Source organism: Aminobacter sp. HY435 (assembly GCF_027568395.1).
In the GTDB taxonomy this organism is placed as follows: Bacteria; Pseudomonadota; Alphaproteobacteria; order Rhizobiales; family Rhizobiaceae; genus Aminobacter.
In genome coordinates this window covers 64291-91274 of record NZ_JANKZL010000007.1, presented here as the reverse complement: position 1 = coordinate 91274, position 26984 = coordinate 64291, and the positions used below count along the sequence as shown (strand labels likewise).

24 protein-coding genes are annotated in these 26984 nt (G+C 63.1%); 9 read left to right on the top strand and 15 right to left on the bottom strand.

Annotated features, from left to right (window positions below):
- Positions 1-90: 90 nt before the first annotated feature.
- Together uvrC and PCJ21_RS11805 are read right to left on the bottom strand one after the other, a co-directional pair.
- The gene (uvrC, locus tag PCJ21_RS11810) at positions 91-2151 is read right to left on the bottom strand and encodes an excinuclease ABC subunit UvrC (RefSeq protein ID WP_269931605.1); all 2061 of its coding nucleotides are present in this window, start codon (positions 2149-2151) and stop codon (positions 91-93) included.
- The gene (locus tag PCJ21_RS11805; RefSeq protein ID WP_269931604.1) at positions 2148-2912 is read right to left on the bottom strand and encodes an SDR family oxidoreductase; all 765 of its coding nucleotides are present in this window, start codon (positions 2910-2912) and stop codon (positions 2148-2150) included. The genes uvrC and PCJ21_RS11805 overlap by 4 nt, the downstream gene beginning before the upstream one ends.
- Positions 2913-3324: 412 nt before the next feature.
- On the opposite strand from PCJ21_RS11805, the gene PCJ21_RS11800 reads away from it, so the two are divergent.
- Complete coding sequence (locus tag PCJ21_RS11800) at positions 3325-3990, top strand: outer membrane protein (RefSeq protein ID WP_269931603.1); 666 nt, start codon at positions 3325-3327, stop codon at positions 3988-3990.
- Between the two features lie 124 nt (positions 3991-4114).
- On the top strand, positions 4115-4984 hold the full coding sequence (locus tag PCJ21_RS11795; protein ID WP_269931602.1) for an alpha-1,2-fucosyltransferase: 870 nt from the start codon (positions 4115-4117) through the stop codon (positions 4982-4984).
- Between the two features lie 42 nt (positions 4985-5026).
- On the opposite strand, the gene PCJ21_RS11790 is transcribed toward PCJ21_RS11795, so the two are convergent.
- The 5 genes from PCJ21_RS11790 to PCJ21_RS11770 all read right to left on the bottom strand — a co-directional run bounded on the left by PCJ21_RS11790 (position 5027) and on the right by PCJ21_RS11770 (position 8391).
- Positions 5027-5626, bottom strand: a complete 600-nt coding sequence (locus PCJ21_RS11790; protein WP_269931601.1) for a glutathione S-transferase family protein — start codon at positions 5624-5626, stop codon at positions 5027-5029.
- Between the two features lie 70 nt (positions 5627-5696).
- Positions 5697-6413 (bottom strand): ribonuclease T2, encoded by a 717-nt coding sequence (locus tag PCJ21_RS11785; RefSeq protein WP_269931600.1) that lies wholly within the window; start codon positions 6411-6413, stop codon positions 5697-5699.
- A gap of 3 nt (positions 6414-6416) precedes the next feature.
- Complete coding sequence (locus PCJ21_RS11780) at positions 6417-6863, bottom strand: hypothetical protein (RefSeq protein ID WP_269931599.1); 447 nt, start codon at positions 6861-6863, stop codon at positions 6417-6419.
- Positions 6864-6928: 65 nt separating this feature from the next.
- On the bottom strand, positions 6929-7777 hold the full coding sequence (locus PCJ21_RS11775) for a 23S rRNA (adenine(2030)-N(6))-methyltransferase RlmJ (protein ID WP_269931598.1): 849 nt from the start codon (positions 7775-7777) through the stop codon (positions 6929-6931).
- The gene (locus PCJ21_RS11770; protein ID WP_269931597.1) at positions 7774-8391 is read right to left on the bottom strand and encodes a hypothetical protein; all 618 of its coding nucleotides are present in this window, start codon (positions 8389-8391) and stop codon (positions 7774-7776) included. The genes PCJ21_RS11775 and PCJ21_RS11770 overlap by 4 nt, the downstream gene beginning before the upstream one ends.
- A gap of 427 nt (positions 8392-8818) precedes the next feature.
- Between PCJ21_RS11770 and PCJ21_RS11765 the strand changes: the two genes are divergently transcribed.
- On the top strand, positions 8819-11530 hold the full coding sequence (locus tag PCJ21_RS11765; protein WP_269931596.1) for an autotransporter domain-containing protein: 2712 nt from the start codon (positions 8819-8821) through the stop codon (positions 11528-11530).
- A 20-nt stretch (positions 11531-11550) separates the two neighbouring features.
- On the opposite strand, the gene PCJ21_RS11760 is transcribed toward PCJ21_RS11765, so the two are convergent.
- Positions 11551-12000: a DNA polymerase III subunit chi gene (locus PCJ21_RS11760; protein ID WP_269931595.1), complete on the bottom strand. Its 450-nt coding sequence runs from the start codon at positions 11998-12000 to the stop codon at positions 11551-11553.
- 86 nt (positions 12001-12086) lie between these two features.
- The gene (locus tag PCJ21_RS11755) at positions 12087-13580 is read right to left on the bottom strand and encodes a leucyl aminopeptidase (protein ID WP_269931594.1); all 1494 of its coding nucleotides are present in this window, start codon (positions 13578-13580) and stop codon (positions 12087-12089) included.
- 313 nt (positions 13581-13893) lie between these two features.
- On the opposite strand from PCJ21_RS11755, the gene lptF reads away from it, so the two are divergent.
- The 6 genes from lptF to rsmA all read left to right on the top strand — a co-directional run bounded on the left by lptF (position 13894) and on the right by rsmA (position 21490).
- The gene (gene lptF, locus PCJ21_RS11750) at positions 13894-15093 is read left to right on the top strand and encodes an LPS export ABC transporter permease LptF (protein WP_269931593.1); all 1200 of its coding nucleotides are present in this window, start codon (positions 13894-13896) and stop codon (positions 15091-15093) included.
- Positions 15090-16178 (top strand): LPS export ABC transporter permease LptG, encoded by a 1089-nt coding sequence (gene lptG, locus PCJ21_RS11745; RefSeq protein WP_269931592.1) that lies wholly within the window; start codon positions 15090-15092, stop codon positions 16176-16178. Before lptF ends, lptG begins: the two co-directional genes overlap by 4 nt.
- An 11-nt stretch (positions 16179-16189) precedes the next feature.
- Positions 16190-18580, top strand: coding sequence for an LPS-assembly protein LptD (locus PCJ21_RS11740; protein ID WP_269931591.1), 2391 nt, complete (start codon positions 16190-16192; stop codon positions 18578-18580).
- A 118-nt stretch (positions 18581-18698) separates the two neighbouring features.
- A complete protein-coding gene (locus PCJ21_RS11735) occupies positions 18699-19634 on the top strand; it encodes a peptidylprolyl isomerase (RefSeq protein ID WP_269931590.1) in 936 nt (311 codons plus the stop codon).
- A 3-nt stretch (positions 19635-19637) separates the two neighbouring features.
- Positions 19638-20660 carry a 4-hydroxythreonine-4-phosphate dehydrogenase PdxA gene (gene pdxA, locus PCJ21_RS11730; protein ID WP_269931589.1) on the top strand — a complete coding sequence of 341 codons (1023 nt, stop codon included), beginning with the start codon at positions 19638-19640 and terminating at the stop codon, positions 20658-20660.
- A complete protein-coding gene (gene rsmA, locus PCJ21_RS11725) occupies positions 20657-21490 on the top strand; it encodes a 16S rRNA (adenine(1518)-N(6)/adenine(1519)-N(6))-dimethyltransferase RsmA (protein WP_269931588.1) in 834 nt (277 codons plus the stop codon). The genes pdxA and rsmA overlap by 4 nt, the downstream gene beginning before the upstream one ends.
- A 48-nt stretch (positions 21491-21538) precedes the next feature.
- Here the strand turns inward: rsmA and gmk are convergent, their stop codons facing one another.
- From gmk to fabG, 6 genes are all read right to left on the bottom strand, one after another.
- Complete coding sequence (gene gmk, locus PCJ21_RS11720) at positions 21539-22192, bottom strand: guanylate kinase (RefSeq protein WP_269931587.1); 654 nt, start codon at positions 22190-22192, stop codon at positions 21539-21541.
- A gap of 3 nt (positions 22193-22195) precedes the next feature.
- Positions 22196-23086 carry a YicC/YloC family endoribonuclease gene (locus PCJ21_RS11715; RefSeq protein ID WP_269931586.1) on the bottom strand — a complete coding sequence of 297 codons (891 nt, stop codon included), beginning with the start codon at positions 23084-23086 and terminating at the stop codon, positions 22196-22198.
- Positions 23087-23116: 30 nt separating this feature from the next.
- The gene (mltG, locus tag PCJ21_RS11710; protein WP_269931585.1) at positions 23117-24313 is read right to left on the bottom strand and encodes an endolytic transglycosylase MltG; all 1197 of its coding nucleotides are present in this window, start codon (positions 24311-24313) and stop codon (positions 23117-23119) included.
- 107 nt (positions 24314-24420) lie between these two features.
- Positions 24421-25683: a beta-ketoacyl-ACP synthase II gene (fabF, locus tag PCJ21_RS11705; RefSeq protein WP_269931584.1), complete on the bottom strand. Its 1263-nt coding sequence runs from the start codon at positions 25681-25683 to the stop codon at positions 24421-24423.
- Between the two features lie 29 nt (positions 25684-25712).
- Complete coding sequence (locus PCJ21_RS11700; protein ID WP_018427111.1) at positions 25713-25949, bottom strand: acyl carrier protein; 237 nt, start codon at positions 25947-25949, stop codon at positions 25713-25715.
- Positions 25950-26197: 248 nt separating this feature from the next.
- Entirely contained in the window at positions 26198-26935 is a 738-nt protein-coding gene (gene fabG / locus PCJ21_RS11695) for a 3-oxoacyl-[acyl-carrier-protein] reductase (protein WP_269931583.1), read from the bottom strand.
- Between the last annotated feature and the right edge of the window lie 49 nt (positions 26936-26984).

Sequence of the window (26984 nt, the reverse complement as noted above, 5' to 3'; positions counted from 1 at the left end):
TTCCGTCTGCCGTAGTGAAATCAGAAGCGGGCGTAAGGGGTCAACTGCCTATCGATAGTCCAGGCGGCGCTAGAACGCCAATCCCTGTGATCACCCATTATCGTGAAAATGGTTGTAAACAAGGCGCGCGATCGACTCCGATATGCCTTCTACCGCCATCAGGTCTTCTACTGCCGCCCGGCTGACCGCCTTGGCCGTGCCAAAGGCGTGAAGCAGCGCTCGCTTGCGCGCCGGGCCAATGCCGCCGATTTCATCGAGCGGATTCTTGACCATTTCCTTCTTGCGGCGCGCCCTGTGCGAGCCGATGGCGAAGCGGTGCGCCTCGTCGCGCATGCGCTGCACGAAGTAGAGCACCGGGTCGCGCACCGGCAGGGAAAACGAATCCTTGCCCCTGACGAAGAAGCGCTCGCGCCCGGCCTCGCGGTCCTGCCCCTTGGCGACGCCGATGGCGACGACGCGGTCCTCGACACCCAATTCGGCAAGCATGGCACGTACGGCCGTCATCTGCCCCTGACCACCGTCTATCAGGATGACGTCGGGCCAGGCCGGGAACGCGCCATTGTCGTCCAGTGCTTGCTCGGCTTCCGGCTGTTCGCCGCCATGTTCCTTAAGCAACCGCGAGAAGCGGCGCGTCATCACCTCGCGCATCATGCCGAAGTCGTCGCCGGGGGTGATTTCGGTCGAGCGGATATTGAACTTGCGATACTGGTTCTTGACGAAGCCCTCGGGCCCGGCGACCACCATGCCGCCGACGGCATTGGTGCCCATGATGTGGGAGTTGTCGTAGATCTCGATGCGAACAGGCGGCTTCTCCAGCCCGAATGTCTGGGCAAAGCCCTCGAGAAGCCGCGCCTGCGTCGATGTCTCGGCAAGCCGGCGGCCAAGCGCTTCGCGGGCGTTCTGCGCGGCGTGGTCGACCATGTCCTTCTTCTCGCCGCGCTGGGGAACCGAAATCGCGACCTTGTGGCCCGCGCGGGTGGACAGCGCCTCGGCAAGCAGCGCCTGTTCCTCGACCGCATGCGACAGCAGGATCGCCCGTGGCGAGGGCTTGTCATCGTAGAACTGCGCCAGGAACGAGCCGAGCACCTCGGCCGCTTCCAGGGAGGGGTCGGCCTTCGGGAAGTAGGCTCGGTTGCCCCAGTTCTGGCCGGTGCGGAAGAAGAACACCTGGATGCAGGTCTGGCCGCCCTCCTGGTAGATCGCAAAGACATCGGCCTCCTCGATCCCTTGCGGGTTGATGCCCTGGTGGCTCTGCACGTGCGACAGCGCCGCCAGCCTGTCGCGGTAGACCGCGGCGCGTTCGAAATCGAGCTCCTCGGCGGCCTGCTGCATCTGGGCCGAAATCTCGGTCTTCACCTTCTGGCTACGGCCAGAAAGGAAATCCTTGGCCTCGCTCACCAATTCGGCATAGCCCTCGCGCGAGATCTCGCCGGTGCAGGGCCCGGCGCAGCGCTTGATCTGGAACAGCAGGCACGGGCGCGTGCGGTTGTCGAAGAAGCTGTCGGTGCAACTGCGCAGCAGGAAGGCACGCTGCAACGAATTGATGGTGCGGCCGACCGCCTGAGCCGACGCGAAGGGGCCGAAATAGTCGCCGCCCTTGCGCGAGCGCGCGCCGCGATGCTTGTAGATACCCGGTGCCGTGTGGTCACTGGTCAGCATGATGTAGGGGAACGACTTGTCGTCCCGCATCAGCACGTTGAAGCGCGGCCTGAGGCGCTTGATGAGGTTCGCCTCGAGCAGCAACGCCTCGATTTCGGTGCGGGTGACGACGAATTCCATCGTCGCCGTCTCGCGCACCATCTTGCCGATGCGGTTGGTGTGGAAGCGCCCCTGCGCGTAGTTGGTGACGCGCTTCTTCAGGCTGCGCGCCTTGCCGACATAGAGCACGTCGCCGGCACCATTCATCATGCGATAGACGCCCGGCGCATTGGGCAGGCGCTTGACGAGGGTCTGGATTACCTCGGCGCCGACCATGCCGTCGGCATCGCCGGCATGTGCGGTCCAGTCGATGGCGGTGAACGGCAGATCGGGGCCCGAAGGCGCAATTTCCTCGTCCGCCGCCTCGTCATCAAGGTCGATGTCGGGCATGTCTTCCGCCGGGCCTGCACCCTTGGCGCTGCCTGGCCTGCTATCGGATTCGCGTGAACTCATTCCACCATGCCTGTCACGTCCGGCGTCTCCCAGGCAAGATGCTGCCCTCCATCCAGGGCAATCATTTGGCCGGTGACCGAGCGGGCGTCCCACAGGTAGCGGATCGTCGCGCCGAATTCCGAAAGCGCCGGACCATGATTGAGGATCAGGCTGTCGACCTGGGCATTGAAGGCGGCATCGTCCTGGCGCGAACTCGGCAATGTCGGACCCGGACCGATGGCGTTGACGCGGATGCGCGGCGCCAGCGCCTGTGCCATCGTCTTGGTCGCCGCCCAGAGTGCCGCCTTCGACAGCGAATAGGAAAAATACAAGGGCGTCGGCTTCAGCACGCGCTGGTCGACCATGTTGACGATCAGCCCCTCGCCCTCCTTCGGCAGTGCCGCCTGGAAATTGCGGGCGAGAAGCGCCGGCGCCTTGACGTGCAGGGCAAAATGCCTGTCCCAGGCATCCCATTCGAAATCGGTCACCAGGTCCGCTTCGAAGATCGAGGCGTTGTTGACCAGGATCGAAAGCTTGCCAAGCGTCGCCTCGGCTTGCGCCACCAGGCCGTCGACGGCCACCATGTCGGCGAGGTCGGCTTGCACAACGGCTGCCCGGCCGCCACGATCGTTGATCCGCGCGGCCAGTTGATCGGCCTCGTCGCGCGCGCGATTGCAGTGGATGGCGACGCCGAACCCATGAGCAGCAAGATCCTCCACGATTGCGCGGCCGATCCGCTTGGCTCCCCCGGTTACCAGCACATTGCCTGCCACGCTTGCCATCCAGTGTCCTTTCGCTTTCACGTCCTTGCAGACAAGGTTCGGTTACCTTCCGGTAACTTCGGTAAAAAGCCGTTCAATCATGGGGCAGCAATGTGACCGCCGACAGAAGATGCTGTCCGGGTCGGCTGTGCAAATCAGTCCGGCTCCAGACATATAGAATGCTCAACCCCTTGCTCCAAGCGGCTCGCAGCGAATGCCGCGCAAAGCTGCTGACACCTCTGTTGCATTAGCGCAACGTCATGTTCCAGCCTCATTTGCGCCAGGGAATGACCCCACTTCAGGTTCGGTTCAGCCGCATTTCGACACGACATTCGGAACCGTTCGGCGCCCAGTCCGTTTCTCCCCCCGGACGGGCAAAAAGGGCGCCATTTGGAAAGAAAGCCAGTGTTTCGTTGGCTTAAGGAGTAAAACAATGACTGCCATTCTAAAGCACGCCCGTCCGCTCGCGGCAGCGTTCGGCCTGGTCGCTCTGGCGGCAATGCCTGCATTCGCGGCTGACGTCGTCATGGAAGAGCCGCCGGCACCTGTCGCGCCGATGGAGCAGCCCCCGCTCAACACCTGGTCCGGCCCCTACGCCGGTGTGACGATCGGCTACGGCTTCTCGGGTGAAGCGCATGACAAGACTGCCGGCAACGAGATCGGCACGAGCGGTTTCCTTGGTGGCGCCTTCGTCGGCTACAACTACCAGATGGAAAACTTCGTGGTCGGCGCTGAAGGCGATATCGGCTACAGCGGCATCGACGGCGACAACGCCGGCACCAACGTCAAGACCGGTGTCGACGGCTCGCTGCGCGCCCGTCTCGGCTATGTCGTGACGCCTGACATCCTCGTCTACGGTACGGCCGGTGGCGCTGGTTCGCGCGTCAAGGTTTCGGACGGCGTCAACAGCGATTCGAACACCGCTCTCGGCTGGACGGCCGGCGCTGGCGCCGACATCAAGCTGACCGAGTCGGTCTTCGGCCGCGTCGAGTACCGCTACACCGACCTCGGCACCGACAACTACGACCTCGGTGGCGTTGGCCATGACGTGTCGGTCAAGGATCATCGCATCCAGTTCGGCGTTGGTATGAAGTTCTGATCCCAGCGATCAGTTTCACGGAAAAGCCGGGCCTTGTGCCCGGCTTTTTTGTTGTTTGGCTGTTTGCTTTCTTGGGCGCGCGCTGGCACTACGCGCCTGAAGTATCGAGCATGCAGCAAGCAAAATGACCCGACAGATTGTCAGCCAGATCTACGGTGGCTTGGGCAACCAGCTATTCCAGTTCGCCATGGGACGAGCCATGGCGCTGCGCAGCCAAAGCACCTTGCTGCTCGACAAGCGCTATTTCGCGAACAACGTCACCTACCGGCTTGGACACTTCAATACGGAGCAAGCTCTGACCGCGGGTCGGCTGCCTCCCCTGCGCGAGCATGAAAGGCTGCGCTACCGACTGTGGCGGCGCTTGAAACTGAAGCCGCACCTTCTCAAGGAGAACGGTCTCGCCTTCCACCCGCACCTGCTCGAACCGACAACGAATGTCTGGCTCCACGGCTACTGGCAATCGGAGCGCTATTTCGCCGATGTCGCAGACACGATCCGCACCGATCTTCGCATAGTTACGCCGGCCTCCGACGAAAACCGGAGGCATCTGGCCATGATCGCCGAAACTCCGGCCATTTCCCTGCATGTCAGGCGAGGCGATTATCTGCTGCCGGAAAATCAGACGCTTTTTGCCGCTTGCACGGAGAGCTACTACGCCCGAGCCCTGGAGCTGATCGCTTCCGAGATGCGGGCCGAACCGCTCGTCTATGTCTTTTCAGACGATCCGGCATGGGCCCGCGACAACCTTTCGCTGCCTTTCGAGAAACGGGTCATGGGCCACAACGGCCGCGACGACGACTATGAAGACATGCGCCTGATGAGCGCATGCCAACACCACATCATCGCCAATTCCACCTTTTCGTGGTGGGGGGCCTGGCTCAATCCGGCGCCGGACAAGATTGTCGTCGCACCCGCGACCTGGTTCATCGACCCCAAGGCCGCCAACCCCGACATCATTCCGGAGCACTGGCGTCGAATCGCCAACCACGGCTGACGACGACAGTTGCGGGGTATCGCAATTCCGGACGCGTCCGGCCTATCCCTGAGGGATCACCGACTTCAATTCCGGGAACTTTTCATCGAACCGTGCAGCCCAGCGCTTGAGGCGCGGGCGGCCCTTCTCCCACTTGCCGGCAAAGCGCAGGTCGAGGTAGCCGATCGTCGCGCGGAGCGCGATCTGGCCGGCGGTGATCGTCTTCGGCAGCTTCGGCGGATTGGCGTTCAACACGTCGAGCGCCCTGACGACCTTCGACCATTGCTTGTCAATCCACGGCTGGTGGACGATTTCTTCGGGCCGCCCGCGACGTTCATAAACAATCGCCAACAGGCTGTCGCAAACGCCGTCGGCCAAAGCCTCGAGACGCTCCGCGTCGAGCCGCTTCTGGGCATTGCGCGGGAACAGCTTGTTGCCCGATTGCCGGTTCAGATACTGGGTGATGACGCGGCTGTCATAAATGCTGTCGCCGTCGTCAGCGATCCAGACCGGGATCTTGCCGAGCGGATTGGCGTCGGTCAGCATCGCCGGCTGCGGTCCGGTGTCGACGGTAACAGACTCCACCGGTATCCCGGCATAGGCCGCCGCCATGCGCACCTTGGCGCTGTAGGGCGAAGCGGGAGAGAAAAACAGCTTTGGCATTGCGAGATCCCCTTTTCGGGGTGGACCTTATTCAGCGAGGTCCTGTCGGGCAACGCGCAGATCGACGAAATCAGCGGTCACGCACAGGCGGCATCACGACCTTGTCGAGCCGGCAGGCACGACGGTCCACCTCGGGACAGGCGCGAAATTCGAGCCCCTTGGTCATGCAGATGCGTATCTCGCGGAGATAGCGCCGGTCGCATGTCACCGCGACCGAATCGGCCGTCATTGTCGGATTGGATTGCAGGAACGCCCGCTCGGCCTGCGCCGGTGCCAAAGTCTTGTAAGCCTCCAGCCGTCGGAATTCGGCCGGGACTTCGATCTTTTGCCGGGCCGCGCGCAGAACCTCGAAATAGTCCTGCTGGTTCAGGCCGGAACAGGCCCCGTGCTTTCGCCATTGATAGCGGATCAGCCCGGCCGAGGGCATCAGGTCGTAGAGGCCGCGGAGCGTATCGGACGAAACATCGCTGTTTCCGGTCGGACAATTCTCGGGATAGCCGCGTTCGAATTGCGGCCACAGCCCATGCACCACGAACGCATAGGGCCGCCCTGCCTTGCATTGCTGGCCGTTTGCCCGCTCGCCTTCCGCCTCGCAATAACTAGGCGACCAGGAAAGCGCCAACACGTAGAAATCGAAGCCCTGCCCCACAGGCACGCCCGCATGCCGCGTCTTGTCAGCACTGTCGCCGGGCTGTTCCTGTGAACAGGCCGCAAGCAAGACCATCGCGGCGATAGCCCAGGCCACCGCACGCACGCCCGCAAGATACCTCATGGCCTGGTTCGGCAAGCCTCAGCGCAGGACGCGGCAGTGACCGTTATAGACATACCAGCGGTCGAAGCCCGAAACGCAGAATTCGACATTGTTGCCGATCGAAGCGAAGCCCATGCCCTCCTCGACCAGATACCAGATGCTGCGATCGCTGCCGTCGGAGAGCAGGACGGTCGCGCCGCAATAGGTGCGGCCGATCGGACGGTCCTCGCTCGCCGGCAGATAGCGGTTTTCGTGGATGCCCTGGAAATCGCTGATCGCCACCTGCGGCAAGTTCGGCACGTGGCGGACCTGATAGGCGAAACGGCTGGTGATGCGGTTGAGCACCGAGGCATTGCTGCACATGCCGGAGTAGCCGGAATTGTCGGAGTACACGGCGAGGTCAGCAGCCTGCGTGGAGGCAGTTCCGAGCCCGGCCGCTCCAAGTCCGATCAGGGCGGCGAATAGGGTACTGGCGACGCGACTCATGGTTCCCTCTCCAAAGCTGGCACAACCCAGTTTGCGGTTTCGCCGGGCTGCGGTCAAGAAGCCTGCTACTCGTCCGCCAGCCACTCGACCGACCAGCGCGCGCCCGCGGTCTCAGCAAGGACTTTGTTCAGTGCCGGCAGCAGTATCTTGAGCTCGCTTTCCAGCGAATAGGGTGGATTGACCACCACCATGCCGGTTCCGTCGAGGCGCGGTTCCGACGACGGCGGACGGATGTAGAACTCGATATCCATGATCTTGGGAATGCCAGCGCCAGCCAGCGCTTCGCGGAACGCGCCGACTGCCTTGCGATCCTTGACCGGATACCACAGCGCAAAGATCCCGCCCGGCCAGCGCTTGTGCGCCCTTGCCAGGCCATCGACCAGACGATCGAATTCGCCGCCGACCTCGAAAGGTGGATCGACCAGCACAAGCCCGCGCTTTTCCTTGGGCGGCAGATGCGCGCCGAGCGCCAGCCAGCCGTCAAGCTGCGTCACCCTGGCCTGGAAATCGCCTTCGAACTGACTGGCCAGCGCCCTGGCGTCGTCGGGGTGCAATTCGATTGCGGACAGCCTGTCCTGCTTGCGCAGCAAGTGCCGGGCGATGAGCGGCGACCCGGGATAGTATCCGATCCCGCCTTGCGGGTTCACAGCGCGCACGGCTTCGAGGTAGGGCGCGAGCAATTCCTGCGCCTCGGCAGGCGGGCTGGCGTCAACAAGCCGGCCAATGCCGTCGTGCCACTCCCCGGTCTTCTGCGCCTCTTCCGACGACAGATCGTAAAGACCAATGCCGGCATGCGTGTCGACGACGCGAAAGGCCTTGTCCTTGCGCTTGAGATAGTCGATCAGCCGCGCCAGCACGGCATGCTTGACGACGTCGGCGAAATTCCCGGCATGGTAGGCGTGGCGATAGTTCATGACTGGTCCGCACCCCTGCCCCACCTTCGCGCGGGCGGTTGCGAGTTCGGGTTCTGCGGTCGGTTGCGGCCGCTCCTCAACGACAACACCAAACCGATGAAGCCGATGGCCATCAGTGAAAGACCGATCGGCTGGGCACGTCCGTCGGCCTCGATGCCACCGGCGCGCAAGATGAGATCGACGCTCTTGATCTGGACGTTGTCGGCATCACCCTTGTCGATGCTGAAGCGATAGGTTCCGGGCTGGACTTCACGAATCAGACCGGCATCGTCGCGAAAAATCGGGTCCGGCAGCTGCGGGCTGCGCTCGCGCGGCGTGGTGTCATAGAAATTCAGCGCCTCCGCCAGAACGGTCTGGCCACGCGTCGAGGCCGTGATCGTCAGAATCGCACGCGCCGGCTTGACCACCGGCGGCGCGTGCGTCGTCAGATCGACCAGCACGCGCACCGGGGCGTCGGCGCTGGCCAGGGCGACGTCGACGGGTCGAAAGGCGCCACCCCGGTCGTAGACGCGATACAGGCCGATCTCGCGGCCGGAGAAATTCGTCGCCGCCCAGGGGTAGACGATGCCGAGGCCGGTGCCGGCAAGCAGGATAAGAAGAAACAAAGACCGCATGGCGCTCGAGCTCTGGGGTCGGCGGCGAATGCCGGCCGAATGGATCGTTGCTCCCTACTAGGGCTTTTGCCGGTCAACGCAAAGTCCGGGCGCGAAACTGGACGTGGCCATCGAGCCGGAGACGAGTGCGGCAGATGGCGGAGCGCTTATGGCGAAAGGTTGCGGACCACCGTCTCCCCGAACTACCGGCAGATGACGAGCTGAACATTAGAAATATGCAATAAATGCCTTCCAACCCTGAAAACACGTTACTTTGCAATCTCGTCCCACCATGCAGGCATCATGCAAAGCAAAACCAAGACGTTGAATCTGGAGAATACAGTTTCTGATTTGCACCTTGACCGGGAAAGAGCAGATTTTTTGACGTTGACGCAGCGAAAACATTGCCTCATCTCTGCGCGACACTGCATCCGGGGTACGCCAGAACATGCACAGAAAATTGCGCCTTTTGAGCCGCATGGCGACGCTTTGCCTGTCGACATCGCTTCTCACCATCGGCGCAGCGTCGGCGTCCGGCGACCCCCGGGATCCCAATTTCTGGCGTACGCCGGAATTTTTGGCGCAGTACGGACTGGACTGGATAGGGGCGCAATATGCCTACGCCCGAGGGCTAGACGGCAGCGGAGTGACCATCGGGATCGTCGATTCCGGCATCGACATGGGCCATCCGGAATTTGCAGGCAGCAACTTCAACGGGCTCGGATGGGACGGCGTCAGCTGGGCGACGGACCTCATGGGGCACGGAACGCCAGTGGCCGCCGTGATCGCAGCCAAGCGCGACGGCAAGGGCATGCATGGCGTCGCCCCTGGTGCGACGGTCCTCGAGGCAATCTACACGGATCGCAACGGCGAAATCGATTCGGCCGCTGTGCCTGGAGCAATCGACTGGTTGCTAGGCAAGAAAGCGCCATTCATCCTGTTCGAACTGGGTTACACGTTTGCCGTTACCGAAACGAGTGCCGAAGAATACGAACTTTATGTAGGAGCGCGGTTGGCGGCCTTCCGCCGTGCTTTCGACGCGGGCACGCTGATGATCGTACCAACCCACAATCAGGGCTTGGACAATGCCAATCCGGAATCGGGGCTCCCCTATCTGTTTCCCGAACTGGAGGCGGGGTGGCTGGCCGTCACAGGCTACGCCTACGAAGATGCGAACAAGTGCGGCGTCGCCAAGAACTGGTGCCTCGCCGCCCCGGCAAGCCAGATCTACACGGCTGTTCCCGGCGGCGGCTATGACGAGGTCTGGGGCACTTCCTTTGCCGGCCCGCATGTCGCCGGCGCAGCCGCCTTGGTGCAGCAGCTCTTTCCCTACATGACACCATTCCAGATCAAGCAGGTGCTGCTTGGCACCGCCAACGACATCGGCGACCCCGGCGTCGACGACGTCTACGGCTATGGATTCCTGGACGTCAGCGTGGCCATACTTGGTCCGGGCAAGTTCGACTGGGGTGATTTCCGCGCAGTGCAGACGACGGCTGACAGCCGCTGGTTCAACGACATCACTGGCGCAGGCGGCCTGATCAAGGCGGGCGGCGGCGTGCTGTCGCTGTTTGGCAACAGCACCTATTCCGGCGCAACGCGGGTTGAAGACGGCACGCTGGCAATCGCCGGCAGCATCGCTTCGGACACCTATGTCGAGGCCGGCGGCCTTCTCAGCGGCGATGGAACGATCGTCGGCGACGTCGACAACCGGGGCGCCATCTACGCCGGATGGGGTGGCGACGGCGGCACGCTTGCGCTCGACGGCCACTATGCGCAATCCGATGGCGCGACGATGACCGTCATGCTCGGCGCGCGAGACGGCACCAGCCTGCTCGACGTGTCCGGAACAGCTTTGATCGATGGGCAGCTTGATGTGCGACTGGCGTCGGGCGGTTACACCGGCGACATGCGCCACACCATCCTGGCGGCCGGCGACGTTACAGGCATGTTCGATACGCTGTTGGCCTCTTTCGCGTTTCTCGACGTGGGCGTCGATTATGACCCCGGCCACGTCTATCTCGACGTCAACCGCAATTCGACGGCCTTCACCGCTCTCGCGGCAAGCGACAATGGTGCTGCCGCAGCGGCGGCCATCGAACAGCTGGGCATCGGAAACTCCGTGTTTGACGGCGTCATCGGTCTGAGCGCCAGCGGGGCGCCGGCCGCATTCAACCAATTGACCGGCGAAATGCATGCCGCGCTTGCCGGCTCACTCATCGAGACAGGCAGCTTCGTGCGCGACGCGGCCACCGCTCGCCTGCGCTCGGCCTTCGCCGATGTCAGCTCCCCTGCCTTGCCAATCATGGCCTACGGTCCCGGCGGGATGGAACTTGCCGCCGCCGACACCGACCGTTTCGCCGTCTGGTCGCAGGCGCTGGGCGGATGGGGCTGGAGCAACGGCAAGACGTCCGATATCGAGCGCTCGACCGGCGGCCTGCTGTTCGGCGGCGATGCGGAAGTGGGCGATGACTGGCGCCTCGGCCTGATCGGCGGCTACAGCAACAGCTCGTTCCACGCAGACGGCGCTTCCGGCTCGTCGCAGAACATCCATCTGGGTGCATATGGCGGCGCCGCCTTCGGCGCGCTCAACTTGCGCGCGGCGGTTGGCTATACCTGGCATGACATCGGCACCGCGCGCGACGTCAGCCTTCCAGCCCAGAGCGTCCTGCGTGCCGCCTACGATGCGGCAACCGCGCAGGCATCCGGCGAAATCGGCTATCGTATGGAGGCAGGCCGCTTCCGGCTCGAGCCGTTCGGCGGGCTGGGATATGCCAGCATCCGTACCGAAGGCTTCAGCGAACGAGGCGGGGCGGCGGCGCTGTCGAGTGCGGCCTCGACCTTCGACACCACCACCTCAACGCTTGGCCTTCACACCGCCACCGATGTCTCGTTCGGGTCGATCTCAGCCACGGCGCGCGGCACCTTGGGCTGGCGTCATGCCTTTGGCGACGTGACGCCGACCTCCAGCATGGCTTTTGCCGGCGGCGCGGCCTTCGACATTGAGGGACTGCCGATCGCCAGGGACGCACTCATCCTGGAAGCGGGAATCGATGCGACGCTCAGCGCTACGGCCCGGCTCGGCCTGTCTTATGCCGGGCAGCTAGCCGGCACAGCGCAGGACCATGCGTTCAGCGCCGATCTGAGCATCAGGTTCTGACGACAGGCCATGCGGCGCGGTCAGGCCTTGCGCTCCCAGCGTCGGTCCGCCGTCTGCTGCCAGTAGGTAACGGTGTGGCCTGCAGCCTTCATCGTTTTCCAATGTTCGCGCGCGCCCTCCAACTGAGCCGCATCATGACCGTCGAACAGGAACACCGCGCGCTGGTAGGGACCGATGTCAGGAGGCGAAGCGCCATCGACGAGAAAACGGATCTCGGCGGCGTTTGGATTGCCCTCGCCGGTCGTCAGCACAACCGGTTGGTCGGGCGCATGCGGCTCACGGTCGGAGCCATGCGCCAGAAACGATTCGTCACGGAACGTCCACAAATGCGCGTCCAGCGCATCGCGCCGTTCCTCTGAACCGGTCTGGACGACAGCCTTCCAGCCGCGCTGCAGGGAGCGTTCGAGCAGGCCCGGCAGAGCGTCTTCGAGGGTCGATTCCGTCAAATGGTAGAAAAGAACTTCGGCCATCGGGCAATGCTATGCCCCAATTCGTGGCGCCGGTGAAGCGCCGAGATGCCGCCGCGCCGAAAGGTTCGACGCGGCGGATTGGTCGATCAGCCTTCGTAGTGGTCGCGCACCAGCCTGTCGAGCAAGCGCACGCCGTAGCCCGAACCCCAGGACTGGTTGATCTCGTTGGTCGGCGAGCCCATCGCGGTGCCGGCGATGTCGAGATGCGCCCAGGGCGTATCCTTGACGAAGCGCTGCAGGAACTGCGCGGCGGTGATCGAACCGCCATAGCGGCCGCCGATGTTCTTCATGTCGGCGTTCTTGGAATCGATCAGCTTGTCGTAGTCCGAACCCAGCGGCATGCGCCACAGCTTCTCCTGCGTCGCCGTGCCCGATGCGGTCAGGCGTTCGGCAAGCTCGTCATTGTTGGAGAACAGGCCGGCATGCGTCTGACCGAGCGCGACCATGACCGCGCCGGTCAGCGTCGCCAGGTCGATCATGAATTTCGGCTCGAAACGCTGGTTGCAGTACCACAGCGCATCGGCCAGCACGAGGCGACCCTCGGCGTCGGTGTTCAGGACCTCGATGGTCTGGCCCGACATCGAGGTGACAATGTCGCCGGGACGCTGGGCGTTGCCATCGACCATGTTTTCAACCAGGCCGATGATGCCGACCACGTTTGCCTTGGCCTTGCGCGCAGCGAGCACATGCACCAGGCCGGTGACGGCGGCGGCTCCGCCCATGTCGCCTTTCATGTCTTCCATGCCTGCCGCCGGCTTGATCGAGACACCGCCCGAATCGAAGACGACGCCCTTGCCGACGAAGGCGATGGGCTTGTCCTTGGCCTTGCCGCCATTCCACTGCATCACCGCCAGGCGGGGCGGACGCACCGACCCTTGGGCAACGCCAAGAAGCGCGCCCATGCCGAGCTTCTTCATTTCCTTTTCGGTGAGAATCTCGACCTTGACACCGAGCTTCTCAAGTTCCTTGGCCTGCGCGGCGAACTCTACCGGGCCGAGCACGTTGGCCGGCTCGTTGACGAGGTCGCGGGCAAGCACGACGCCGCCAACGATGGCTTCGGCGTCGGCAAAGGCCTTCTTCGCCGCCGCCGGATCGGCGCAATGGATCGTGACCTTGGCTGCCTTCTTGTCGTCGGCCTTGTCGCCGTTGTCCTTCTTCGTCTTGTACTTGTCGAAGCCATACGACCTGAGAAGCACGCCCGCAGCGACGCCGGCCGCAGCCGCGCCATCAACGCTCGCGCCGGCGAGATCGAGTATGACGGCCACTTCGGCGGACTTGCGCAACTGGGAGGCAATGACGCCGCCAAGCTTCAGCCAGGCATAGTCGTCAAGCGCCGAAACCTTGCCGACTCCGACGGCAACCAGGCGATCGATGCCGGTGCCCTCAGGCGCGAGCACTTCGAGCGTGCTGCCGAACTTGCCCGTGAAATCCGCCACGGGAAACGCCCGATCCATCGTCTTGCCAGGGTCGTTGGCCCGCGCCGCATCGCTCAATGCGCCATCTTCGGCGCAAAACACGATGACGCTGCCTTTTTTCGGCGTGCCTGGCTTGGCGAAACTGATCGACGGTGTGGAAGTCATGATTTCCTGCTTTCGGGTCCCGTTCAGATGGTGCGCGACATTTCGTCGTTTTGGCCGTTTTGGCAAGTCTCCCGTCAATTACGGCAGCTATGCGTAAAAGTGAAATTTCCGTAGAAACCCTTGGTTAACCATCTCCCTTCGGCCTTTCTTAGCCATTGCCGCCGAGAGTCCGGACAGCAAGGAGATGGTGTTGGAATGACCCCGGCTTGAAAGGGCCAGTTGTGCCGGCTTGCCTTGGACTATAATTAGAAGCCCACCGGCCCTGCGGATCTCGCAAGGCAGCCATCTCGGAAACACGGAATCCTGGTCATCTATGAAGGTCGTCGAACGCTATATCTTGCGTCGTGCGTTCGCGGTTTTCATCGCGGCGCTGACCTGGACGTTGGCCATCGTCTGGACGACCCAGGTGCTAGGTCGAATCGACCTGGTCACGGATAGCGGGCAGTCGGCACTGACCTTCTTCGAGGTCGCGGCGCTGATCCTGCCGACGATCATCCCGATTGTCGTGCCCTTCGCGCTGGTCATCGCCGTAGCGCAGACGCTGAGCACGATGAACGCAGATTCCGAACTGGTGGTCGTAAATGCCGCCGGCGCCTCGCGCATGACGGTGATCCGGCCGATCATGATCCTGGCGATCGGCGCCAGCCTGTTTTCGTTCGTCATCGACAATGTCGCCGACCCGGTGGCGCGCCAGCGCAACCGCGAACTGATCGCCACATCGCGTGCCGATCTTCTGTCGCTGATCATCCAGGAAGGCACATTCCGCAAGATCGACGAAGGTCTGTTCGTGCAGGTCGGCGAACGGCTTCCCAATGGCGGGCTGGGCGGCATTTTCGTTGCGGATTCGCGCGAGCCGAACATCGACCTGGTCTACTACGCCAAGGATGGCTCGTTCATCGAGCACAACGACAAGCAGATGCTGGTGATGAACGACGGTGTCATCCACCGGAAGGCGCCCGGCGGCGAAGTCTCGGTCATCAGCTTCGATTCCTATGCATTCGACCTCAGCGAGTTCACCGCGGCGGCCAACGAAGTCACCATGCGTCCGAAGGACCGCTCGACCCCGTACCTGATGAACCCACCGGGGAACGACAAGCTGTTCCAGCGAAATCCGCTGCAATTCAAGGCCGAGCTAGACCGCCGCTTCACCGAATGGCTGTACCCGATCGCGTTCGCCCTGATCGCCCTCGCGGTCGCCGGAGACGCCCGTTCGCACCGCGAGGCGCGAGTCCATCCGCTCATAACGACGGTAGCGATCGCCCTGTTCTTCCGCTGGATCGGCTTCTTCGTCGACAGCAAGGCCGAGACGATCGCCTGGGCCGGCTACCTGGTCTACCTCGTGCCGATACTCACCTCGGCGCTGGCCATCTGGTTCATCGCGACACATCGCACGATGGAACTGCCGACCGTTTGGTCGGACCGGCTGGCCAACCAGTTCGTACGCCTCAACGACTGGCTCACCGCCTTGCGTATGCGCGTCAATGGTGGTCCCTCCGGACGGGGAGCCGCGTGATGGGCTGGACACTGGGCCGATATTTCTTCTTCCGCTACGCGACGATCACGGCGTGGTTTTTCGTTGGTATCTACGCGCTGATCTTCATCATCGACGTCACCGAATTCTCAAGCAATGTCGGCGACCTGCCGGGTTTCAAATTCAGCATCGCATTGACCGTTTCGGCGCTACGGGTGCCGATGATCATGCAGCAGACAGTGCCTTTCGTGGCGCTGTTCAGCGCCATGGCAACGCTCATCTCGCTCAACAGGCGCTACGAACTGGTCATCGCACGCGCCGCCGGCATCTCCGCCTGGCAGTTCCTGATGCCCTTCTGCGTCGGCGCGCTGCTGTTCGGCATGATCACCGTCGGCGTGCTCAACCCCATCGCGGCTTACGGATTTTCGCATTCCGAAACGCTCGAATCGGAACTGCGCTCGCGCCAGTCGAACTCGGTTTCGGCATTCTCGGCGCCCTGGCTGCGCCAGAAGGCCAACGGAACCGAGGTCATCATCGGTGCGCGCGCCGTCCTGAACCAGGGGCTTGAGCTGTCCGACGCCGTGTTCTTCATCTTCGATGGCGACGGCAACATGGTCGAGCGCAAGGATGCCGAACGCGCCTATCTGCGCGATGGCCACTGGGAACTGGTCAACGTGCGCAGCATGAAGGGAGGCGAGAACTTCACGGCCTCGCCAAAGGACCAGGTGGCGACGAACCTGAAGCCCGCGTTCGTGCAGGAGCGGCTGGCGCGACCCGAGACGATCCCCTTCTTCGAACTGCCGGCAAAGATCGAAGTGGCGCGTTCGTTCGGTCTGAGGGCCAATGCGTTCGCGATGCAGTTTCACTCGCTCGTCGCCCTGCCCTTTCTACTGGTTGCAATGACGCTCATTGCTGCAACAGTGTCGATGCGATTTGCGAGGATGGGCCAGTCAGCAACGATGATTCTGGGTGGCGTCCTGGCCGGCTTTCTGCTTTATGTCGTTTCGGTTCTGGTCAAGGCATTTGGTAATGCGGGATTCGTGCCGACTTATATTGCGGCGTGGCTCCCAGTTGTCGTAGCAATGTTTTTCGGGGTGACTTTCCTGCTTTACAGGGAGGACGGTTAGTGAGGGGCGTAATGGCCAGCCGCAAGACGGCCCAGTACAGGGCGCGCCTTTTTGCTGCGACTGCGCTCGCATGCCTTTTTGCGTTCGCGATTCCCCTGAGTACCCCGGCTGCCGCGCAGACGATCGCCGACCTCGCGCCTGACGTGCCGGAAGGCACGCAGATGCTGCTTGAGGCCGACACCCTCGTTTATGACAACGACGCCAGCACGGTGACCGCCGTCGGAGGCGTACAGATCGACTACGCAGGCAATCGCCTCGTTGCGCAGCGCGTCACCTATGATCGCAAGACCTCGCGCTTGGTGGCCAGCGGCAATGTCGAGATCGTCGATTCCAGCGGCACCAAGATCAATTCGCAGGAAATCGACATCACCGACGATTTCGCCGACGGTTTTGTCAACACGCTGCGTCTCGAGACGGTCGACAAGACCTATTTCGCCGCAGAGAGCGCCAAGCGCGAAGGCGGCATCCTGACCACCTTCAACAACGGCGTCTACACCGCCTGCGAACCGTGCGAACAGAAGCCTGACAAGGCGCCGATCTGGCGCGTCAAGGCGCAGAAGATCATCTGGAACGGCGAGAAGAAGACGATTCGATTCGAGAACTCCAATTTCGAGTTCTTCGGTTTCCCGATCGCCTTCCTGCCAGCCTTCGAAATCGCCGACCCGACTGTGAAGCGCAAGAGCGGCTTCCTGATGCCATCGGTGACCTACAAGAGCGAACTCGGCGTCGGCGTTGGGATTCCCTACTATTTCGCGCTGTCGCCAACCTATGACCTGACGATCAAGGGCACCGGCTTCACCAAGCAGGGCTTCCTTGGCGAAGCCGAATGGCGCCAGCGCTTCAACAACGGCGAATACAACCTCAAGATAGCGGGCATTCACCAGCAGAACCCCGACAAGTTCGACCTTAACACTGTCGACCGCGGACCAGCAGGCGACCCCAACAAGCTGCGCGGCATGGTCGGCACCAAGGGGCGCTTCGACCTTAATCCGCGCTGGGCTTTCGGCTGGGATGTCATGGTCCAGTCGGACAAGAACTTCTCCCGGACCTACAACATCGAGGGGTTCCAGGACTCGGTGCATCGCTCCGAAGTCTACCTGACGGGCCTCAACGATCGTAATTACTTCGACCTCCGTGCCATGCGCTTCCAGGTCCAGGAAGAGGCTCTCGACAGCGACCCGAATTCGCGTGCCGACAAGCAGCCTTGGGTACTGCCGTCGCTCGACTACGCCTACATTCCCGACATGCCCCTGGCCGGTGGGCAGCTTTCGTTCAACGTCAACACGCGCGTTATCCAGCGCGACGAGTTGGATGAGACTCTGACGAACCTGGCTGTTCCTTCATCCACCTACAGGGTCCCCGGTATTGCGGGTTCGTCCGGGCGCGTGACCGCCGAGGGCGAGTGGAAGCGTACGCTGATCACCGATGGCGGCCTGCTGGTCACGCCGTTGATGGCGTTCCGCGCCGACGGCAGCTATCTCAACGCCGACAATGAATCGCTCAACGCGATCAACAACATGGCGAACAACCTCGGCGTCCAGGACGACGTTCGCTCTTCGCTGTTCCGCTACATGGCGACGCTCGGGCTGGAGCTACGCTGGCCGGTTCTGTTCTCGTCGACGAGCGCGACCCATGTGCTTGAACCGGTAGCTCAGGTCTTTGCCCGTCCGAGCGAAGGTGATATCGGCGGGCTGGGCATTGCCAATGAGGATGCACAAAGCTTCGTCTTCGATGCGGCATCGCTGTTCGAGCGCGATAAGTTCTCCGGCTACGACCGGATGGAAGGTGGCACGCGCGCCAACCTCGGCCTGCGCTATTCCGGCAGCTACGGCAATGGCTGGACCACCAACGCGCTGGTCGGCCAGTCCTATCATCTCGCCGGCGACAACTCGTTCGCAGCACCGGACCTCGTCAATGCGGGCGCCTACTCGGGTCTCGAAACCGATACGTCCGACTATGTCGCCCTGGCCGGCATCGCCAGCCCGAATGGCTTCTCGGCCTCGGTCAGCGGTCGCTTCGATGAACGGACGTTCGACGTTCGACGCGCCGAGATGAAGGTCGGCCTGGACGCCCGCCCGATCGCGGTGTCGGCGCGCTACGCCTATATCGAAGCGCAGCCTCTCTACGGCTTCAGCTACGACCGCCACGAGGTTTCGCTCGGTGCCACTGCGCGTTTCAACGACGAATGGCGCGTCTTCGGTTCCGGCACCTACGACATCCAGAACGAAATTCTGGTCAACAACGGCGTTGGCTTTGCCTATGACGACGAATGCTTCACCTACATGATGACCTATTCGGAATCCCGCGAACTTGACAACCGGGACGACGTATCTCGCAAGGTGGGCTTCAACATCTCGTTCCGCACGCTTGGCGGTTTCGGCAACTCCAGCAGTACGTTCTGACATCTCTAGCTCAGCGTCGGGGGCCGCCTGACATCGTTTTGCCGCATAACGCGGCCATGGACGAGGCAACGTTTATCCGGGCCACGCTTGGATTTGGGGTTTGAACGGGACTTATTCGATGCGGAAGTACCTTTTCTCGGCTAGCTTCGCGCTGCTCGTTGCAGCGACGTCATTTTCGGTGACGTCCTACGCGCCACCTGCGCAGGCGAGCGAAATCAAGTACATCGTCAACGATGTGCCGATCACGAGCTACGACATCCAGCGCCGCGCGGCGTTCCTCAAGCTGCAGAAGCGCAAGGGCGACGCCAAGGAAGAGATGATCGAGCAAACGCTGCGCCAGGCGGAAATGAAGCGGCTCAACATCCGCGTTTCCGACAAACAGGTCGACGACGCCTATGCGCGCTTTGCCGGCTCGAACAAGCTGAAGCCCGAGCAGATGGACCAGATCCTGTCGCAGGCCGGCGTGACCGCCAGCCACTTCAAGGACTACATCCGCACCCAGATCGGCTGGAATCAGGCGCTTGGTTCTCGCTTCCGCGCCGAAACCGGCGGATCTGGCGGTACGAGCGAGCAGGATGCGGTTCGACGCATGTTGCAGCAGGGCGGCGCAAAGCCGTCTGCCACCGAGTACATGCTGCAGCAGGTCATCTTCGTCGTGCCTGCCTCCGAGCGCGGCTCGATCGGCAAGCGCAAACGCGAGGCGGATGCCATGCGTGGACGTTTCAACGGTTGCGAACAGACCCGCGAATTCGCCAGGGGCCTGCTCGACGTGACGGTTCGCGACCTCGGCCGTGTTCTGGCACCGCAGCTGCCGCCGGAATGGGCCGACCAGATCAAGAAGCTCAAGGCCGGCGGCGTAACGCCGGTTCGCGAAACCGAGCGTGGCGTCGAGTTCATCGGCGTTTGCAGCGCCCGCGAAGTCTCCGACGACAAGGTCGCCCAGATGGTCTTCCAGGCTGAAGGCGCCGGCAAGGGCGATAATGCCCAGGCGGACGAACTCAACAAGAAGTACCTGGCCGAACTGCGGGCCAAAGCTCGCATCGTCAACCGGTAAGCCGTGCGTGCCTCCGGCGCGCCGCTTGCGCTGACATCAGGCGATCCCTCCGGCATCGGCCCCGAAATCGCCGCCGCTGCATGGCGATTGCGCAAGGAATTCGACGTGCCGGCGTTCTACCTGCTCGGCGACGCCAGCCTTGTCGCGACGCGGGCCAGGCAGGCCGGCATAAACGTCGATATCGTTGAAACCGATCCGGCCGGTGCTTCCGCACTGTTTGCGTCTGCCTTGCCGGTCGTCCCGCTTGCGACGGCCTTTGTCGACGCGCCTGGCAAGCCACAGAGCGGCAACGCCGCCGGCATCATCGAGGCAATCGACCGTGCGGTCGCGGACACGATCGAAGGCCGCGCCGCAGCAGTCGTCACCTGCCCGATCGCCAAGAAGCCGCTCTACGATGCCGGCTTCCGCTTTCCGGGCCATACCGAGTATCTGGCGCATTTGGCATCTCAGTGGACCGGAGCGCCCGTCACGCCGGTGATGATGCTGGCTGGTCCGGAACTACGAGCGGTGCCCGTGACCATCCACATAGCGCTCGCCGAGGTTCCGCAGGCCCTCACCCTCGAGGCGATCGTCGAGACCGCCCGCATCACAGCAAGAGACCTGCGCAAGCGGTTTGGCATCGCCAGCCCACGCATCGCCGTTTCGGGCCTCAATCCGCACGCAGGAGAAGGCGGGGCGATGGGGCGCGAGGACGAAGACATCATCCGCCCCGCAATCGACCTGCTTCGGGCCGAGGGTATCGATGCGTTCGGCCCCCTGCCCGCCGACACGATGTTCCATGGGCGTGCGCGGGCCGGATACGACGCCGCAATCTGCATGTATCACGATCAGGCGCTGATCCCGGCCAAGGCGCTGGCCTTCGACGAAACCGTCAACGTCACGCTCGGGCTTCCCTTCGTCCGCACTTCGCCCGATCACGGCACCGCCTTCGACATCGCCGGCAAGGGCATTGCGCGCCCCGACAGCCTGATCGCAGCGCTGAAACTGGCGCGGCAACTGGCCGACGTCGAAGCAAAGGCATCATGAGCACGAACACCAGCATCGACGGCCTGCCGCCGCTCCGCGACGTTATCGAGCGCCATGGCCTGCAGGCCAAGAAGGCGCTGGGACAGAACTTCCTGCTCGACCTCAACCTGACCAGCAAGGTGGCGCGCGCCGCCGGCGATCTGTCTGGCGTGACGGTGGTCGAGGTTGGCCCGGGTCCGGGTGGCCTGACGCGCGCACTGTTGATGAACGGCGCCAAGCGAGTCGTCGCCATCGAGCGCGACGAACGCTGCCTGGCCGCGCTCGCCGAGGTTTCCGCGCACTATCCGGGGCGGCTGGAGATCATACCCGGCGACGCGCTGAAGACCGATTTCACCGAGCTTGCAGAAGGGCCGATCAAGATCGTCGCCAACCTGCCCTACAATATCGGCACCGAGCTCCTGGTGCGCTGGCTGACGGTGGCGGACTGGCCGCCATTCTATGAGTCGTTGACGTTGATGTTCCAGCGCGAGGTCGCCGAGCGCATCGTTGCTGACCCGGCAAGCTCGGCCTATGGCCGTCTCGGCGTCCTGGCAGGTTGGCGCACGCAAGCGAGGATCGCCTTCGACGTGCCGCCGCAGGCATTCACCCCGCCACCCAAGGTGACGTCGTCTGTCGTGCATCTCGAGCCGCGCAAGCAGCCCTTGCCGGCGGATGTGAAAATCCTTGGCCGCGTGACCGAGGCCGCCTTTGGACAGCGCCGCAAGATGCTGCGCCAGAGCCTGAAGAGCCTGGGCGGCGAAAAGCTGCTGGAAGCGGTGGGCATCGACCCGACGCGACGCGCCGAAACGCTCAGCATCGAGGAATTTGTCTCGCTGGCCATCGCCGTGTGAACGCGACGTTCCAACGAAAGAGCTCTCCCCTTCGGGGAAAGCTGCGCTTCAGATCTTCTCGTCGAGCAACCTCGAAACGAAATCGAACAGGCCGGGCCGGCGGTCGCGGCGCAGCCGCTCGGCGGTGACGATCGAACGGACCTCGGCGAAAGCGCGGTTGAGGTCGTCATTGACGACGACATAGTCGTACTCGCCCCAGTGCTCGATTTCGTCGCGGGCGTTCTTCAGCCGCGTTTCGATCACTGCGTCCTGGTCCTCGGCGCGGCGCTTGAGGCGCGCCTTCAGCTCGCCCATCGACGGCGGCAGGATGAAGATAGAGACGATATCGCCGCGCATCTTTTCCTTGAGCTGCTTGGCGCCCTGCCAGTCGATGTCGAACAGCATGTCGCGGCCCTGCGCCATCGCGAGCTCAACCGGCTCGCGCGGAGTCGCATAGAAGTTTCCGTGCACCTCGGCCCATTCGAGCAGCGCGTCATTGTCGCGCAGAAGCTCGAAGTCGCGCTTCGAGGTGAAGTGATAGTGCGCGCCGTCGATCTCGCTGCCGCGGCGGGGACGGGTCGTCACGCTGACCGACAGCTTCAGCTCCGGATCGGTCTCGATCAGGTTGCGCGAGATTGTCGACTTGCCCGCACCCGAGGGCGACGACAGCACCAGCATCAATCCACGCCGCTTGATTGCTTTGGACGGGTTTTCGGCGCTCATGCGCTACTCCAGATTCTGTACCTGTTCGCGAAACTGATCGACGACGGCCTTCAGCTCCAGCCCAATGGCGGTCACCGAGGCGGCGTTCGACTTCGAACATAGAGTATTCGATTCGCGATTGAATTCCTGCGCCAGAAAATCGAGCTTGCGGCCAATCGGACCGCCTCCCGAGATCAGGGCGCGCGCAGAGACGACATGCGTCTTCAGACGGTCGATCTCCTCGCGGATATCGGCCTTGGTGGCGAGAAACGCCGCTTCCATGTTGAGCCGCGCCTCATCGAGCGCAGGCGAGGCGTCGAGCAGCAGGCGGACCTGCTGGGCAAGACGCTCGCGTATCTGCGCCGGCTCGCGCGACGGATCGGCCTCGGCCCGCAGCGTCAGGTCCTCGATCGCGGCGACATGGCCCGACAGCAGGACGCGCAGCGCCTCGCCCTCCGACTTGCGCGCCTCGACGAGACCGGACAGGCCGGCTTCAAGGCAGGCCAGGATGACGGCGTCGACAGCCGTGCGCTGTTCTTCGGTCTCCACCGCTTCGGGCACGTCAAAGACGCCGCGCAGCGCCAGCAGACCATCGGCGCTCGCCGGGGCTGCGCCAAACTGCTCGACGAGACGGTTGGCGAGCCCCGCGACATCGCGCAGGAATGCCTCGTTGACGACAGGCTGGACCTGCGAACCGATGGAGCGGCTGACAGTCAATGTTGCCTGGACGTTGCCGCGTGAAAAGCTTTTCTGGATGGCCTGACGCGCCGAAAGCTCGAGCCGTTCAAACCCTTGAGGCAGGCGCAAGCGCACTTCGACGCTCTTGCCGTTGACCGACTTGACCTCCCAGGCGATGGCCGTGCCGTCATGCTCGGCCGCAGCGCGGGCAAAGCCGGTCATACTCTGCAAATTCATCTCGCCCGCCTGTCCCGCTCGATCGGTGCGCTATTTCTTCTTGACGGCATTGGTCGTGGTCGCGTCCTTCTTGGCCTCGTCTGCCGCCTTCTCGTCTTCGACAACCTTGCGCTGGAAGGCGCGCCAGCGCGCGACATTCTCATTGTGCTCGTCCAGCGTCTCGGCAAAGACGTGCCCGCCCGAACCGTCGGCGACGAAGTAGAGATCCTTGGTCTTCGACGGATTGGCCACCGCCTCGAGCGAAGCCTTGCCCGGATTGGCGATCGGCGTCGGCGGCAGGCCCTTGATGGTGTAGGTGTTGTAGGGTGTCGGCTTGTCGATGTCGGATCGATAGATCGGGCGGTCGGCCGGCTTACCCTTGCCGCCGAAGATGCCGTAGATGATCGTCGGGTCCGACTGCAGCCGCATGCCCTTGTTGAGGCGGTTGATGAACACGGCCGCCACGCGTGAACGCTCGTCGCCGCGGGCGGTTTCCTTCTCGACGATGGACGCCAGCGTGACGAACTCGTTGACGTCGGCAATCGGCAGGTCTGCAGTGCGCCGCGCCCAGATCGTCTCGACGAGTTCCTTCTGATCAGCCAGCATCTTGTTGATGATCTGCTGGCGCGTCAGGCCGCGCGTGAAGCGCTGGGTGTCGGCGGCCAGCGTGCCTTCCGCGGGCATGCCGCTGGGCATATCGCCCGTCAGCGCCTCATGCTCGGCAATGCGCTTCCAGGCTTGCTCGACGGTCAACCCTTCCGGGATGGTGATCGAATACTGCACGGACTTGCCGCTTTTCAGCAGTTCCATGATGTCGTGCATCGAGGCGCCAGCCTGGACCTCGTATTCGCCGGCCTTGAGCGAACCGTCATTGCCGTAGGCGCGCACGCCGATGCGGAAAATGCGGGCGTCGCTGATCAGGCCGCGGCGTTCGAGCTGGTCGGCGATGTCGGCGACCCCGGTGCTTGGCTTGACCAGGAAGGTGCTCGGCACGGTCGACGGACCTTCGCCGTTGAACTCCTGCTTGCCGAAATACAGCGCTGCGCCGCCGGCGAGGATCGCCAGAACCGCCGTCGACATCATGAAATTCATGAACACGACGATCTGGTTGCGCGAGGCGCGCGAACGCTTCGGCGGCGGCGTGCCTTTTTCAGGCCGCAGCGCTTCCTGCGCAGTCTTCGGTACGATCGGATTGGCCGGTGCGGATCGCGGTGCTCCGTCCCCCTGACCTGGCGTATTGATGCTCATGTTGCCTCGCCACTCCCTCTTGCGTCGAATCCCCGCCGGGAGACTAGGCCTGAATGTGGCAGAAATCACGGCAAAGGGCCCCGAACGGGGCCCCTGCCCACAGGCGATCAGCCGTCATAGCGCTGGAACACCAGCGATGCGTTGGTGCCGCCAAAGCCGAACGAATTCGACAAGGCGACGTCGATCTGCCGGGCGCGTGGCTTGTTCGGGACCAGATCGATCGCCGTCTCGCGCTCGGGGTTGTCGAGATTGATCGTTGCCGGCGCGATGTTGTCGCGAATGGCGAGGATCGAGAAGATGGCCTCGGCAGCGCCGGCGGCCCCGAGCAGGTGGCCGATCGACGACTTGGTCGAGGACATCGAAACCTTGGAGGCAGCCGAGCCGACCAGACGCTCGACAGCGCCGAGTTCGATGGTGTCAGCCATCGTCGAGGTGCCGTGGGCGTTGATGTAGTCGATGTCAGCCGGCGTCAGCTTGGCGCGCTTTAGGGCGGCCGTCATGCAGCGGAACGCGCCATCGCCATCCTCGGCCGGAGCCGTGATGTGGTGGGCGTCGCCGGTCAGGCCGTAGCCGACCACTTCGGCATAGATCTTTGCCCCGCGCGCCTTGGCATGCTCGAGTTCTTCGAGAACGACAACGCCGGCACCCTCGCCCATGACGAAACCGTCGCGGTCGCGGTCATAGGGCCGGGAAGCCTTTTCGGGCTCGTCGTTGCGGTCGGTGGACAGCGCCTTGCAGGCGGCGAAGCCGGCCAGCGACAGACGCGTCACTGGCGCTTCCGCACCACCCGCAACCATCACGTCGGCATCGCCGAACATGATCAACCTGGCCGCATCGCCAATGGCGTGCGCGCCGGTCGAGCAGGCGGTGACCACGGCATGGTTCGGCCCCTTGAGGCCGTGCCGGATCGAAACCTGACCGGAAACGAGATTGATGATCTGGCCGGGAATGAAGAAGGGGCTGATGCGGCGCGGGCCACGTTCCTTGAGGATCAGGGCATTCTCGGCAATGCCGTCGATGCCGCCGATGCCCGAGCCGATCATGACTCCGGTCGCAAACTGCTCTTCCGGCGTCTTGGGCGCCCAGCCCGCGTCCTTCAACGCCTCGTCGGCGGCCGCGATCCCGTACAGGATGAAGTCGCCGATCTTGCGCAGTTCCTTGGGTTCCAGGACTGCTTCGGGATTGAAGGTATTGTTCGTGCCATCACCCCTGGGGATGACATTGGCAATCTTGCAGGGGAGGTCTTCAACCTCAAACTCCGAGATGCGCCTTGCGGCGCTCCGGCCGGAAAGAAGCTCTTTCCAGCCGTGCTCGTAGCCCATGCCGAACGGTGAAAGCAGGCCTAGGCCCGTTACGACCACACGCCTCATCGCAGGCATCCCTGACAATCTGCGATCGCTCAGGCCGAAGCCTTGTCGATGTACTTCACGGCATCGCCAACCGTCAGGATGGTCTCGGCCGCGTCATCGGGGATCTCGACGCCGAATTCTTCTTCGAACGCCATAACGAGCTCGACCGTGTCGAGGCTGTCCGCGCCCAGGTCGTCGATGAAGCTTGCAGCTTCCGTCACCTTGTCGGCGTCGACGCCAAGATGTTCGACAACGATCTTCTTGACGCGCTCTGCGGTGTCACTCATGTGGGCATCCTCAGTCTGGTGTTTCTTAGGTCTTCGTTAGCGGGCGGAATGCCGCTAATCAAGCTCAATTCTACGCTTTCCCAAAGCGCTCGGGCAGCGGTCCGGTATCGGTCCAGCCACCTGATGGATCGCGGCATTACACGAATTCTTTACCGCGTCCAAGGGCCAAAAGGCCGGTTTTCCCGGCCTATCGGCGTCTCATTTGCCTATCCCGCCGAATAAATCGGACGGAAAGAGGCAAACGGAACTCAGATCATGGCCATGCCGCCGTTGACGTGGATGGTCTGGCCGGTGACGTAGGCGGCCTCATCCGAAGCGAGATAAGCGACGGCGGAAGCGACTTCCTTGCCCGTGCCCATGCGCTTGGCCGGGATGGCGGCCATGATCGCCTCTTTCTGCTTGTCGTTGAGCTTCTCGGTCATCGCCGATTCGATGAAGCCCGGAGCAACGCAGTTGACGGTGATGTTGCGGGTCGCGATCTCCTGCGCCAGCGACTTGGAAAAGCCGATCATGCCAGCCTTGGAGGCGCAGTAGTTGGTCTGGCCCGGATTGCCGGTGACGCCGACGACCGAGGTGATGTTGATGATGCGACCATGGCGGCGGCGCATCATCGGATGGGTCAGCTCGCGCGTCAGGCGGAACATCGCCGTCAGGTTGATCTCGATGACCTGGTCCCAGTCGGCATCCGACATGCGCACGAACAGGCCGTCCTTGGTGATGCCGGCATTGTTAACCAGGATATCAACGCCTTCGAGCTCGACCTCGGCCTTCTGGCCCAGCGCCTTGACCTCTTCACGGTCGGAAAGATTGGCCGGAAACAGTTTTACGCGGTCGCCCAACTCATTGGCGAGCGCCTCGAGCTTTTCGACGCGGGTGCCGTGCAGGCCGACGATGGCGCCCTGCTTGTGCAGGATGCGGGCGATTTCCTCGCCGATGCCGCCGGATGCGCCGGTGACGAGTGCCTTGCGGCCGGTCAGATCGAGCATTTTGCTACCTTCCTTGAAGAGCGCACCCTTCACAGGGTGGGTCGTTTGA